This window comes from Bosea sp. 29B (genome assembly GCF_902506165.1).
Lineage (GTDB): Bacteria > Pseudomonadota > Alphaproteobacteria > Rhizobiales > Beijerinckiaceae > Allobosea.
Window position 1 is genome coordinate 5,436,334 of the sequence record NZ_LR733817.1, and the last position, 14,157, is coordinate 5,450,490.

Sequence of the window (14,157 nt, forward strand, 5' to 3'; positions counted from 1 at the left end):
CTCTGATGCCTTGGCCGCCGTCCGCGCAAGGCTCTGCGCTGGCGAGGCCCGTCAGCGCAGTTCGACGTTCACCACCCCCGGCGCGGCGCGCACGGCATTGGCGAGCTGCTGGTTGACCGGATAGCGCCCCGGCAATTCGATCTCGATCTCCTGGGCGCCGTCGTCGAGGATCATCACCAGCGAGATCTTGCCGTCGGAGCGCACGCCGTCGCGCGGCTTCACCCGCTCGGCGATCGAGGACAGAGCCTTGTCGTCGCGCAGGAAGATGCAGAGGTCCTGCTTCTGCCGGCCGGCGAGATCGTCGAGCCGCTCGACATCCTCGATGCGCGGCCTGACCTCTTCGCCGTCGAGCACGGCCGAGAGCCTGATCACCAGTGCAGCACCCGGCTCCAGTAAGTCGCGGTAACGCTGCAGCCCTTCCGAGAACAGGATCGCCTCGAACTGCCCGGTCGGATCGGAGAGCTGGACGATGCCCATCTTGTTGCCGGACTTGGTCCTCCGCTCCGACCGGTCGATGACGGAGGCGGCGACCTTGGCGATCGAGGTGCCGCTGGCGCGGACAGCGCGGGCGAAATCGGCATAGCTCTGCACCCGCAGGCGCTTGAGCACATGCTCGTATTCGTCGAGCGGGTGGCCGGAGAGGAAGAAGCCGACCGCCTCGTGCTCGCGCTTCAGCCGCTCCGCCGGAGCCCAGGGCTCGAAGGGCGGGATCCGGAAGGCTTCGGCGCTCCCGCCGCTGCCGAGCATGTCGAGCTGCCCGGCCGCTGCCTCGTCGCGAATGCGGTTCGACAGCGCCAGCATGCCGTCGACCGCAACCATCGCTTTGGCCCGTTCGGGCTCGATCTCGTCGAGCGTGCCGGCCGAGATCAGCGCCTCGATCGTGCGGCGGTTGACCAGGCGCGTATCGATTCGGCGGGCGAGATCGGCAAGGTCGCGGAACGGGCCTTCCTTGGCTCGCGCCGCAACGATCGATTCGACCGCGGCGCGGCCGACGCCCTTGATGGCGCCGAGCGCATAGCGGATCGCCCCGTCGGCAACGTCGAAATCGACGCCGGAGCGGTTGATCGAGGGCCGCTCGACCTTGATGCCGAGACGCTCCGCGTCGCGCCGGAATTCCGAGAGCTTGTCGGTATTGCCGATGTCGAGCGTCATCGACGCAGCGAGGAACTCTACGGGAAAGTTCGCCTTCAGATAGGCGGTCTGGAAGGCGACGACGGCATAGGCCGCCGCGTGGCTCTTGTTGAAGCCGTAGTCGGCGAACTTCGCCAGCAGGTCGAAGATCTCGGAGGCCAGGTCCTTCTTCAGGCCGGCGTCGATCGCGCCCTTCACGAAACGGTCGCGCTGGGCGTCCATCTCGGCCTTGATCTTCTTGCCCATGGCGCGGCGCAAAAGGTCGGCTTCGCCGAGCGAATAGCCCGACAGCGCCTGCGCCACCTGCATCACCTGTTCCTGGTAGACGATGATGCCATGCGTCTCGGACAGGAATGGCTCCATGCCGGGATGGAGATAGGTCGGCTCCTCCAGCCCGAGCTTGCGGCGGCAATAGGTCGGGATGTTGTCCATCGGCCCGGGGCGATAGAGCGCCACCAGAGCGATCAGATCCTCGATCCGGTCGGCCTTCATTTCGACCAGCGCCTTGCGCATGCCGACCGATTCCACCTGGAACACGCCGACCGTCTCGCCGCGGGCCAGCATCTCGTAGGTCTTCGGGTCGTCGAAGGGCAATTGCGCCAGGTCGACCGCGATGCCGCGCTGGGCGATGAGCTGCACCGCGATGGTCAGCGTCGTCAGCGTCTTCAGGCCGAGGAAGTCGAACTTCACCAGCCCGGCCTGCTCGACCCATTTCATGTTGAACTGGGTGACGCGCATGCCGGTGCGCGGATCGACCGAGAGCGCGACGAGCTGCTCCAGCGGCCTGTCGCCGATGACGACGCCGGCGGCGTGGGTCGAGGCGTGGCGGTGCAGGCCTTCGAGCTTCTGGGCGATTTCGAGCAGGCGCCCGACGACCGGCTCCTCTGCCGCCGCCTCCTGCAGCTTCGGCTCGCCTGCAATCGCTTCCGGCAGCGTGATGGGCTTGGCCGGATTCTGCGGCACCAGCTTGGTCAGCTTGTCGACCTGGCCATAGGGCATCTCCAGCACGCGGCCGACGTCGCGCAGCACGCCGCGCGCCTGCAAGGTGCCGAAGGTGATGATCTGAGCGACGCGCTCCTCGCCATAGCGATGCTTGACGTATTCGATCACCTCTTCACGCCGGTACTGGCAGAAGTCGATGTCGAAGTCCGGCATCGAGACGCGGTCGGGATTGAGGAAGCGCTCGAACAGCAGGCCGAAGCGCAGCGGGTCGACGTCGGTGATGGTCAGGGCATAGGCGACGAGCGAACCCGCGCCCGAGCCGCGGCCCGGGCCGACCGGGATATCATGATCCTTGGCCCATTTGATGAAGTCGGCAACGATGAGAAAATAGCCCGGAAATTTCATCCGGGTGATGATCGAGAGCTCGAAGGCAAGCCGCTTTTCGTAATCGTCGACCGTGAAGCCCGCCGCTGGTCCATGCTTGGCCAGCCGCGCCTCTAGCCCCGCCTTCGCCTGGCTCTCCAGCTCATCCGCTTCATCGCGCCCCTCCTCGCCGAAGCGCGGCAGGATCGGCTTGCGCGTGCCAACGCGCCAGGAGCAACGCCGGGCGATCTCGACCGTCGAGGCCAGTGCCTCCGGCAGATCGGCGAAGCGGCGTTTCATCTCCGCCCGGCTGGCGAAGAAATGCGCCGGCGACACACGCCGGCGCTCGCCATCGGAGAGCAGCCGGCCCGCCGCCACTGCGAGCAGCGCGTCATGCGCCTCGAAATCGGCCGGCTTGCCGAAGAAGGGCTCGTTGGTCGCGACGATCGGCAGGTCGTTGTCATAGGCGAGCCGGAGCAAACCGGCCTCGACCGCCGGCCCGTCCTCGCGCTCATGTCGCTGGATCTCGACATAGAGCCGGTCGCCGAAGATCGCCGTGAGGCGCTGCAGCCGTGCCTGCGCTTGAGCCGGCTGGCCGGCGCGCAAGGCGAGATCGAGCGGCCCGCCCGCCCNATAGAGCCGGTCGCCGAAGATCGCCGTGAGGCGCTGCAGCCGTGCCTGCGCTTGAGCCGGCTGGCCGGCGCGCAAGGCGAGATCGAGCGGCCCGCCCGCCCCGCCCGTCAGGGCGATGATATCGGCATGATAGGCGGACAGATGCTCGACGCTCGCGACCGGGCTGCCACCGGCGGCGGCGAGACAGGCTTCCGTCACCAGCTTCATCAGATTGCCATAGCCGGCTTCGCTGGTCGCGAGCAGGACGACATGCGGCGTCACGCTCTGCACCGGCTTGCGCCCGCCGGTATCCTCATCGGCGAAATCGACCGAGAGCTGCACGCCTGCAATCGGCTGGATGCCGGAGCTCGCCAGCTTTTCCGAGAATTCGAGCGCGCCGAACAGGTTGTTCGTGTCGGTCAGCGCCATGGCCGGCTGGCCGTCGCCGGCGGCGAGCTTGGCGAGCGCACCGACCTGGATCGCGCCTTCGAGCAGCGAATAGCTCGAGTGGACATGGAGGTGGACGAAGCCGACCTCGCCCTGAACCTGTGTATCGTCTTTACGGTCGGTCATCGCGCCCTCCGGCGCGTCACCCGCTCAGCCGATGGACCGAGTGAGAGGAGCTGCGCCGATTCTTGATCCCAAGAGCATGCTCGGAATCGGTTATTGCGCGCCACCCCTCCCCGGTCGAGCCGATCCGTTTGCGAGGCTGTGGACACCTCCGGGCACGGCTTTCGGTGTCGGTCCCAAAGGGCCGCTCAGACATGCGGTCCCGAGGCGAGCGCAGCCCAGACCCAGATCATTCCGACGAAGAGAGCGAGTGCCAGGAACTCCACGGCCCCGGCCATCAGCTTGCGGGCAACAACCATGCTCGATCTCCTATGTTCTCTATATGTTCAGTTTAATTCCCTCTTTGTTCACGTCAATATCGCAAGGTCAGCTGACGCTGGGAGACGCGCCGGACAGTTAACCCGGATTTACCGAGGCTGTGGAAACGTTAACGCCAACGCTGTCTCGGGCGGAATCAGATAGGGTCGGCGCCATGCCCTCTTCCCCCGATCAGGCGCACCACAAACTGCGCAGCGAGACGCTCGGCGTCGTGCTCATGGCCGCGGCGATGCTGATCGTTCCGATCGCCGACGCGATCGCGAAATATCTCAGCGGCGTCCACGCGCCGGTCTTCCTCACCTGGGCACGCTATGTCGCTGCGCTCGGCTTCATCCTCCCGGTCGCCATGGTCCAGCGCGGGCAGCGTCCGTCGCCCACGCCGGCATGGTCGAGCCGGCACTGGCTGTCGCAGATCCTGCGGGCCGGTTTCCTCGTCGCGGCGATGGCGCTCTATTTCGCGGCGATCGCGCGCATTCCGCTGGCCGATGCCCTCGGCGCCTATTTCATCGCCCCGATCGCAGCGACGCTGCTGGCCGCGATCCTCCTGCGCGAGCGGCTCGACCGGCGAAAGCTGATCGCCGTCCTCCTCGGCTTCGTCGGGGCCATCCTCGTCGTGCGCCCCGGCGCGCAGACCAGCGCCGATACGCTGATCGCGCTCGCCTCCGGCGGCTGCATGGCCGGCTACCTGGTGCTGACCCGCCTCACGGCACAGGACCGGCCGCCGGTCGCGACGCTGACGATCCAGCTCGTCCTCGGCGTCGCGATGCTGACGCCCTTCGCGCTGCTGCAATGGACGACGCCGACACGCAACGGGCTGCTACTGATCTTGCTGATGGGCCTGGTCTCGACGCTCGGCCACCTGATGACGATCAGCGCCTTCCGCCTGGCGCCGGTCGCGACGCTCTCGCCCTTGGTCTATCTCGAACTGATCGGCGCGACCGCGCTCGGCTTTGCCTTGTTCGGCGACCTCCCCTCGCCGATGACCTGGGCCGGGATCGCGGTGATCGTCGCAGCCGGGCTGATCGTCGCCACTGCACCGCCGGCAAAGCGCCGCATGGCGCCATGAGGCAACGCAGCGCCGCCCTCAATTCACCAGCGCATTCAGTGCCGCGATGACGGAGCGCGGCTCGATCTCGCGCGGCGTCTCGTCGAAGGCGGCGCGATAGTAGTCGAGCATGCTGAGCTGCTCGAAACTGTCCCAGATCTCCTCGTCGTTCATCGCCTGGCTGCGCTCTTCGAGGTTGAGGATCATGCCGTAGTCCTCGGGGCCTGTGCCGTAGACCAGTGGCGGCGGCAGCGGCTCGGTGCGCAATTCGTTCTCGGCAGCAGCGATCGCTGCGAGCGCGCCCGGCACCCAGGCACGATGATAGGCGTTGGAGACATCGCGCTCAGGCTCGCCCGTGCCGGTCAGCACGGCGCGGCAGGCGGAGGCGAAGGCGTCGACCATGCCGTTGCGCTCGGCTAGCCGATCGGCCGCGTTGTAGTTGGCGTGGATCGGATCGACATAGGCGAACTCGTTCTGCAGCAGCCGTGCCGGCTCACCCTGCAGGAAGAGCCAGGGATAGGTGTTGTCGATCAGGATCTGCCCCGGCAGCAGATGCGCCGCCTGGTTCTCGCCGGACGCGCTGAAGAACTGCTGCTCCGCGCCCTTGCAGGTCACGTTCGGATTGGCCGTCAGCGGCAGTCCCGGCCGGTCCGGCATCCGGATCGCCGCCATGTAGACGAGTACCTTGGCGACGCGGGTGTTGCGTGAGCGCCCGTGCCAGAGCGCCTTCTCAGTGTCGGAGGAGAAGCGCTGGACCCGCAGCAGGCGGAAGCGCTCCTCGGCTGCCACGGCCCGGTCGGGAGAACGGCGACGCCCCATCTCAGCCGCCGATCAGCACGGTCGGCTCGCCCATGGCGATCTTGTTCGGCGGCCCGACCGCCTCGATGATCGTGTCGCCCATGCGGCAAAGCGGCAGGCCGTTGACCAGCACGGTCTGCGAGCCGTCGATCACCACGCCCGGCCCATGCGGCGGGATCGGCAGTGGTGTCGCGCAGATATGGATGTCGGCTCCGCCGGCGGCGCTCGTGATCGTCGAGCCCATGCTGGCCGCGGCCGTCGCCTTCGCGGTCTCCTCGGCCACCTTCGCCGCCGGTGCGCCGGGTGTGCCTGCGGCGGCCAGCGTCGCCGCTTCGGCCACTTGGATTGCCGCGTCGGAGGTTGCTTTGGCCGACTGGATCGCCGCAGCGGCACCAGCCGGAACGCCGCGCCAGGCGAGCTTGTTGCCGATGATCACGTTGAAGCTCCCCGGGCCTGGCTGCAGCACGCCGGGCAGCGGGTGGATGACGGGGTCGAGGACGCGGGCAGCAGGGCGGCCGGCTCCGCCTCCCCCACCTCCTCCACCACCTCCGCCCGGCGTGGATGCGGAGGGAGGCGCCGGCGGCGTGAAGACTTTTGCACGCGCCTCGGCGGAGGGCCAAAGCGTGCTGAGCGCCACGTTCGGATTGGGTGGCAAAGATGCGATCGGGATCCCGTTGATCGTCGAACCGGGCAGCTTGCCGGCCGCACAGGCAGCCTGGAGCGCCGGGAGCTCAACGGCCCAGAACACCTTCTGGACAGGACGCCCCAGCAGCAGGACGACATGCCCGGACGCGCCTTCGGCGAATTCGCGCGAAGCCTCGCCCCAGAACGAGCTCTGCAACGCCGCCGCATCGCTCTCGACACCGAACATGGCCGCGTTGCCGACGATCGCCGCCGCCTTGTCGGGATGCCCGTCCGGCAGACGCCCCCCCTGCATCAGATTCTCGACCGCGCGCTTCGGATTGGGTTCGGTGATTCCAGCCGCACGCGCGACCGCGAGCAAGAAATCGCCATCCGACAGGAAGGAGGCGCGCTCGGTATCGTCGATCAGCGCGTAGCCTGTGCCAGCCTGGCAGGCCCGCTTCGCCGCATCCGAGACGGCGGAATAGAGGATGACATCGGGGCCTGCGGGCGCGGCCGAGACCTGACGCGCCAAGGCGCGCAGCTCGTCCAGGGTCGCTCCCGGCTTGATCTGCGCAATCGCATCCGCTGGGCTGAGCTTGGCCATGTCAGAAGATCTCGACCATCGGATCCTCGGCGACGAAATCGACGCCGCTGATCCTTTCTCCAAACAGCGGCAGCGGATGGAGCATGGCGTAGATGCGCAAGCGTTCCTGGATCCGCACGAGCATGGTCGGGGTGAAGTTCACCGGCGGCAATGGCGATCCGCCGAGCTTGGCGCCGATATGCGAAGCGACGATGCGGTTGTCGTTCGGAGCCGGCCTGCTTGTCGAAAACCGCCAGCCGAAATGGAATGCCGGAAGCCCCGGTGCATGAACCCGCAGGGCATGCGGGCCGCCCGGATAGAGCATCCGGTTGAGATCGACGATCTGCCAGCCATCCTCGTCGATCGGGAACCGACCGCTACGATCGTAGTCTGGCGCCTGGTTCTGGTTCATCCTGCTGCCCCAATAGGCGACGGCCGGTCGGCTGCGCCTCACGCTACATCCATCTGCGCGCACTTGCGATCGTTTCGCAGCGCCCCGGCGAAATGCGCTCTGAATCCGGCAATGGTCGAGGCACCGATGACATTGCAATGGTGACGCTCGGGAACGAGCCGTATAGTGTCCTGGATAGGCCTTGAGATAGCGAGAACTGGATGTCGTGGTACAGTAAGGTCGTCTGGTCCGAAGGCTTGTTCCTGCGGCCGCATCACCTGCAGCAGAACGATCGTTATCTCGAAAATCTGCTGGAGAATCGCGTCCGGCACGTCACGCCTTATCCGTGGGGATTCTCGGTGCTCGAGATCGACCGCGACCTGGCACAGCAGAGCCGCATCGGGCTCCGGCGCGCCGTCGGCGTGATGCCGGACGGCACGCCCTTCGCCATGCCTGACAACTCGCCTTTGCCGCCAGCCATCGAGGTGCCGGAGAACGCCGCCGGCCAGATCGCCTGGCTGTCGCTGCCGCTCGCCGCCTCCAACACCCGCGAAGTCGAGGACAGCCTCAACGGCTCGGCCAGCCGCTTCTATCCGGCGACCGAGATGCTGATCGATTCGACCGCCTCGCTGCGCGTCGACGAGGAGATCGACATCGCCCATCCGCGCTTCGGCCTGGAGCTGCGCAAGACGAGCAAGCCCGGCTATGTCGGCCTCGCGCTCGGGCGCATCCTCGAAGTGCGCGACCGCGCCATCCTGTTCGACGAGAAGTTCGCCCCGCCGGTGCTGCTCTGCTCGGCCCATCCGGTGGTCGACGGCTGGATGGACCGCGTCATCGGCTGGATCGACAACAAGCTTGAAGAGCTTGCCCGCTACGCCGCAGACCCGACCGCCGGCGGCGGCCTGCAGAGCGCCGACTACTTCATCCTGCAATTGCTCAACCGGCACATCCCGGTGCTGAAGCACCTGCGCGGCTCGCGTTTCGTCCATCCCGAGCGCCTGTTCATCACGCTGCTCTCCATCGCCGGCGAGCTCGCCACCTTCACCACCGCCGAGCGCCGCGCCCGAGACTATCCGGCCTATGACCATGACGACCTGGAGGGCTGCTTCACCCCGGTTGTGCGCGACATCCAGGACTTCCTCTCGGCCCAGCTCGGCCGCCGCGCCATCCGGCTGGAGATCGTCGAGCGGGCGCAGAATGCCTTCATGTCGACGATCCGCGACCGCGCCTTGATGCGCAATGCGACGCTGATCCTGGAGGTGGCGGCGCGCCGACCCCTCACCGAGATCCAGTCGCAGTTCCCGCATCTGTTCAAGATCGGTCCCAACACCAAGATGAACGAGATCGTCCATGCCCATCTGCCGGGCATCAATCTCGTCCACCTGCCGACACCGCCGCCCCAGATTCGCGCGCTCACCGACCACGTCTATTTCTATCTCGACCGCACCTCGCCGCTCTGGCCGGAATTCAGCACGGCGAGCTCGATCGGCATGCATTTCTCCGGTGACTGGCCCGATCTCGAAATGGAGCTCTGGGCCGTGCTCGAGGGCAGGCGATGAGCAACGACGGCTCCGATCCGTTCGGCCGTTCGGACCGGACCTTCATCCGGCCGAACCCGGCCGGACGGCGCGTGCCGCAGCCCTCACGCCCGGCGCAGGATGCAGGTCCAGGCTATCCGCCCCAGGGGCAGCCCTACCCGCCCCCGAACGCGCCCTATGCGCCTCCGCCCGCCGGCTATCCGCCGCAGCCCTCGCCCTATGCACCGTCCGGCGCGCCGCAATACCCGCAGTCGGCGCCCTCACCGGGCGTGCCCGGCGGCGAGGAATGGCTGTCGCAGCCGCAGCAGCGACCAAGCGTGCCGCCGCCTCCACCGCAGGGTTATGTGCCGCAGGCCCTGCCCAAGCGCGAGCAGATGCTCACGCCGAATACCAATCCGCTGCTGAAGGCAGCCGGCCCGCTCCTGCTCCTGCTCGGGCGCCTGCGTGCCAATATCTCCAGAGCGCCGGCGACGCAGATGATCGGCCAGGTCGGCGAGACGATCGAGGCCTTCGACCATGAGGTCAGGGCGGCCGGCTTCACCGCTGAGCAGACGCGCACCGCCAAGTACATCATCTGCGCCTTCGCCGACGACATCGTCCAGAATATCCCAGGCGAGGACCGCCATGTCTGGACGCAGTACAGCATGCTCTCGCGCTTCTTCGGCGAGCGCACCGGCGGCGTGCGCTTCTTCGAGGAGCTGGAGCGCGCCAGGAAGGATCCCTCAGTCAATTACGACCTGCTCGAACTGATGCATGTCTGTCTGTCGCTCGGCTTTGAAGGCGTGCACCGCACCTCGGCCGGCGGCGCCGCCAACCTGCAGATGATCCAGCGTGGCCTGTTCGAGACGCTGCGGCGGGTGAAGCAGCCCGATCCGGAATTGTCGCCGCGCTGGCAGGGCCAGGCCCTGACCGCTCGGCTTGCCGGCTTCAAGATCCCGGTCTGGTCGATCGCCGCCGTCGCGGCGGTCGCCGTGCTCGGCCTCTATTTCATCTTCCGTGCTTTGCTCGGCGGCAATGCCGAGGCTTCGGCCAGCGCCCTGCTCACAGTGCACCCCAAGGGCGACATCGAGATCCTCCGCAGGGTCGCCGCCCGGCCGCCGCCGCCGCTGCCACAACCACCGCCGGCGCAGCAGCCCAAGGTCTGCGCGACCGTGCAGCCGCCGATAACCTGCCAGGTGACGCCGAACCTGATCATCGTGCGCCTGATGGGCATCACCTTGTTCGAGCCCGGCCAGGCCGTGGTGCGCGACGAATTCCGCCCGCTGATCGAGCGCATCTCCGCGGTGCTCAACGACGAAGGCGGTGCGATCAAGGTCGTCGGCCACTCCGATTCCGACCCGATCCGCACCGCCCGCTTCCCCAACAACCTCGAATTGTCGAAGGCGCGCGCCGTGGCGGTCGGCGACCTCCTGAAGACCAAATTGAAGCAGGCGGACCGCATCAGCACCGACGGCAAGGGGCCCGACGTGCCGATCGACACCAACGCGACCGCGGCCGGCAAGGCGAAGAACCGACGCGTCGAGATCCTGATCCAGCGCAACAGCTAGGACCGGGTGACGATGCAGGAGACGGGTAGACGATGAATCTCGCAACATGGCTCAGAATCGCAGCCATCTTCGTCGGCGCACTGGCGCTGGCGCTGCTGATCTGGTTCGGCGGCCCCTTCGTCGCCTTCGGCGAGGTCCGCCCGTTCGAATCGTTCTGGGTCAGGCTGCCGATCGCGCTCGTCCTGATGCTCGGCGCGCTCGGCTGGAGCGTGTGGATCGTGATCAAGCGGCGCAAGGCCGTCGCCGCGCTCTCCGACGCGATGGCCAAGGAGGAAGTCCAGACCGGTGACGGCGCCGCGCTCTCCGCCTCCATGCGCGATGCGCTGGCGACGCTCAGGCGCACCCGCGGCAAGGATGGCGGCGATTATCTCTACGACCTACCCTGGTATGTCATCATCGGCCCGCCGGGCGCCGGCAAGACCACGGCGCTGGTCAATTCCGGGCTGAAATTCCCGCTCGCCCGCGGCGGCCAGACGCCGGCCGCGGTGGCCGGTACCGGCGGCACCCGTTATTGCGACTGGTGGTTCGCCGAGGACGCGGTGCTGATCGACACCGCCGGGCGCTACACCACGCAGGACACCGATACGAAGGCCGAGCGCACGAGCTGGCTCGCCTTCCTCGATTTGCTCAAGACCAACCGGCCGCGCCAGCCGATCAACGGCGTCATCGTCGCGATCAGCGTCGAGGACCTCCTGACCTCCTCGCAAGAGGAGATCATCGCCCATGCCGACGCGATCCGCGCCCGCCTGCTCGAGCTCAACGAGCGGCTCAAGGTCGACTTTCCGGTCTATGCAGTCTTCACCAAGGCCGATCTGATCGCCGGCTTCAACGAGTTCTTCGCCGCACTCTCTGAGCCGCAGCGGCGCATGGTCTGGGGCCACACCTTCCAGACCGTCGACAAGACCCGCAACATGATCGGCGACGTGCCGCCGGAGTTCGACGCGCTGATCGAGCGCCTGAACGAGCGGCTCTCCGACCGGCTGCAGGACGAGCACAACCCGACCTCGCGCGCCAAGCTCTTCGGCCTGCCGAGCCAGATGGCGACGCTGAAGCCTGTTATCATCGACTTCCTCGGCCGCGTCTTCGAGCCGACGCGCTACCAGTCGAGCGCGACCTTGCGCGGCTTCTACTTCACCTCCGGCACCCAGGAAGGCACGCCGATCGACCAGCTGATCGGCGCGCTCTCGCGCAATTTCGGCAGCGACCACGCCGATTCCGGCGCCTATTCCGGCCGCGGCAAGAGCTTCTTCCTGACCGACCTGATCCAGAAGGTGATCATCGGCGAATCCGGCTGGGTCTCGACCGATTTGCGTGCCGCGCGCCGCTCGACCCTGTTGCGCATCGCCGGCTTCAGCGCGATCGCGCTGCTCTCGCTGGCGCTCGGCGGCATGTGGTGGACGAGCTATGCCCGCAACAGCGACCTGATCAACCAGACCAATTACGGCCTCGCCGATTATCGCTCCAGCGCCGCCCCGGTGCTGCAGGAGACCACCCTCTCCGACCGCAATTTCAGCCGCATCCTGCCGCTGCTGCACAAGCTGCGCCACATGCCGGCCGGCTATGCCGACAAGGACGAGCCGACCCCGGTCGCCGCCACCTTCGGCCTCAGCCAGCGCGAGCGCCTGCAATCGGCGACGCAGGAGAGCTATCATCAGGCGCTGGAGCGGCTGCTGCGCTCGCGCATCATCTTCCGGCTCGAGGAGCAGCTCGAGGCCAACGTCAACAATCCCGGCTTCATCTACGAGGCGCTCAAGGTCTACCTGATGGTCGGCGGCCGCGCCCCGCTCGACCGCGACCTCGTGCTCGCCTGGATGCGGCAGGACTGGGCCGAGAACCTCTTCCCGGGTGCCGCCAACGCCAAGGGCCGCGAGGCGCTGGAGGAGCATCTCGTCGCCCTGCTCGACCTCGACGACGGCGGCGAGCCGGTGGTCAAGCTCAATCAGCCATTGATCGAGAGCAGCCAGCGCACCCTGCGCCGGCTCAGCATCGCTGAGCGCGCCTACGAACTGCTGCGCACGCAAGGGCGCAACGCCAGTCGCGACTGGGTCGCGGCGACCCGCGGCGGCTCCGATGCACGGCTGGTCTTCGAAGGCGTCTCAGGCGAGGACCTCGACTCAATCCGGGTGCCGTATTTCTACACCTATGACGGCTTCCAGGGTGCCTTCGTCGACCGGCTCGGCGATATCGGCGAGCGCATAGAGAAGGAGCGCTGGGTCCTCGGCGACAATGCCGACCAGGCGGCGATCACCTCGCAATATGCCAGCCTGTTCCAGGACCTGCTCAAGCTCTATGCCCGTGACTTCACCGCGTCTTGGCAGAAGGCACTGCGCCGGCTGAAGCTGCGGCCGCTCAACGCCGACAAGCCGAAATACATCGCGCTTTCGGCGATCTCTGCGCCGACCTCGCCCTTCAAGCAATTGCTGGAATCGATCCGCGACGAGACGCAGCTGACCAAGGAACGGGCAGCAAAGCGCCCCGCAGCGGCGCAGGCCGCCGAGAAGATGGCAGGGCAAGTCGCCGACAAGGCAGCCAAGACCCTGGAGGAGCGCGCCAATTACTCGCTGAACCGCCTCGGCACCAGCCTGCCGCTCAGCGCACCCGGTGTCGATCGCGTCATTGCCGGCGGTGGCGGCGGCGAGGCGCTCGGCGCCAATATCGAGGCGCAGTTCAAGGCCTTCCACGTCCTGGTCGAGGGCGATGGCGGCAAGCGGCCGGTCGATCAGGCGCTGCAGATCTTCGCCGAAATCAACCAGAACCTCGCAATGGCCGCGACCACCCCGGCGCAGGCCGCCGCGGCCAATGCCGCGCTGGTGCCGCTGATCGCCTCGCTGCGCGGTAACTCCTCGCGCTATCCGGCGCCATTCGACGCGATGATCGTCGCCGCCGTGAACGATTTCGAGGGCGACGCCACCGGCGCGACCGTCTCGCTGCTGCGTCAGGCGCTGGCCAGCGAGGTCACCGGCCGCTGTTCCAGCCTGCTGGCCAATCGCTATCCCTTCGCCAAGGGCAGCACGAGCGAGATCGGCCTCGCCGATTTCGCCCAGCTCTTCGCGCCGGGCACGGGTGCGATGGACAAGTTCATGAAGGAGCGGCTCGACCCCTATATCGACAAGTCCGGCCAGAACTGGAGCTGGCGCCAGGACAGCCGCGTCGCCCGCGCGCTCTCGCCGACGACGTTGCGTGAGTTCCAGCGCGCCAGCGACATCCGCGAGGCCTTCTTCCCGACCGGCGGCAACCTGCCGAACTTCCAGATGGTGGTAGTGCCGACCACCCTTTCGTCCGACGCCTCCGGCGCCAAGCTCGAGATCAACGGCTTCACCGTGGCGAGTCAGCAGGGCGTCAACACCCCGACGCCAGTGATGTGGCCGGGCGGTGGCCTCGCCAAGACCTCGATCACGCTGACGATCGGCGCAGCCGCCGCCAACAACAATGCCGGCGGCATCTTCGGCGGCGGCTTCTTCTCCAACAGCCCGACGCCGGCGGCGCCGACCGAGGTGAAGATGTTCGACCGCGCCGGCGTCTGGTCCTTCTTCCGCCTGCTCGATGCCGGCTCGGTCCTGCGCCAGGGCGACAATGTCGTCTTCACGCTCGCGGCCGGCGGCCGTCAGATCGGCTACCAGTTCGGCGTCGGCTCGCTGAAGAACCCGCTGGTGCTGCCTGCGCTGCGCGAAATCCGTTGTCCGGCGGGGATTTGA

The 14,157-nt window shown here is 67.3% G+C and carries 8 protein-coding genes and 1 pseudogene; 4 read left to right on the forward strand and 5 right to left on the reverse strand.

What is annotated here, in order from left to right; translation table 11 throughout:
* Positions 1–51: 51 nt before the first annotated feature.
* On the reverse strand, positions 52–3,068 hold a 3,017-nt coding region (gene dnaE / locus GV161_RS26335), incomplete at its 5' end, for a DNA polymerase III subunit alpha (RefSeq protein WP_248312381.1).
* Between the two features lies 1 nt (position 3,069).
* Positions 3,070–3,621, reverse strand: a pseudogene (locus GV161_RS31245) (PHP domain-containing protein); the annotation flags it as partial.
* A 469-nt stretch (positions 3,622–4,090) separates the two neighbouring features.
* Between GV161_RS31245 and GV161_RS26340 the strand changes: the two are divergent.
* Positions 4,091–5,002: an EamA family transporter gene (locus GV161_RS26340; protein ID WP_152014827.1), complete on the forward strand. Its 912-nt coding sequence runs from the start codon at positions 4,091–4,093 to the stop codon at positions 5,000–5,002.
* An 18-nt stretch (positions 5,003–5,020) separates the two neighbouring features.
* Here the strand turns inward: GV161_RS26340 and GV161_RS26345 are convergent, their stop codons facing one another.
* The 3 genes from GV161_RS26345 to GV161_RS26355 are packed head-to-tail and all read right to left on the reverse strand — an operon-like array spanning position 5,021 to position 7,440.
* Positions 5,021–5,800 (reverse strand): hypothetical protein, encoded by a 780-nt coding sequence (locus GV161_RS26345; RefSeq protein ID WP_152014828.1) that lies wholly within the window; start codon positions 5,798–5,800, stop codon positions 5,021–5,023.
* 1 nt (position 5,801) lies between these two features.
* Complete coding sequence (locus GV161_RS26350) at positions 5,802–7,007, reverse strand: PAAR domain-containing protein (RefSeq protein ID WP_244624086.1); 1,206 nt, start codon at positions 7,005–7,007, stop codon at positions 5,802–5,804.
* A gap of 1 nt (position 7,008) precedes the next feature.
* Positions 7,009–7,440 (reverse strand): hypothetical protein, encoded by a 432-nt coding sequence (locus GV161_RS26355; protein ID WP_152014829.1) that lies wholly within the window; start codon positions 7,438–7,440, stop codon positions 7,009–7,011.
* A 158-nt stretch (positions 7,441–7,598) separates the two neighbouring features.
* Here GV161_RS26355 and tssK point away from each other — a divergent pair, with 158 nt between their 5' ends.
* From tssK to tssM, 3 genes are read left to right on the forward strand one after another with little or no spacing between them, the layout of a single operon-like run.
* Positions 7,599–8,936, forward strand: coding sequence for a type VI secretion system baseplate subunit TssK (gene tssK / locus GV161_RS26360; protein ID WP_152014830.1), 1,338 nt, complete (start codon positions 7,599–7,601; stop codon positions 8,934–8,936).
* Complete coding sequence (gene icmH / locus GV161_RS26365) at positions 8,933–10,462, forward strand: type IVB secretion system protein IcmH/DotU (RefSeq protein ID WP_152014831.1); 1,530 nt, start codon at positions 8,933–8,935, stop codon at positions 10,460–10,462. Before tssK ends, icmH begins: the two co-directional genes overlap by 4 nt.
* A gap of 32 nt (positions 10,463–10,494) precedes the next feature.
* On the forward strand, positions 10,495–14,157 hold the full coding sequence (gene tssM / locus GV161_RS26370; protein WP_152014832.1) for a type VI secretion system membrane subunit TssM: 3,663 nt from the start codon (positions 10,495–10,497) through the stop codon (positions 14,155–14,157).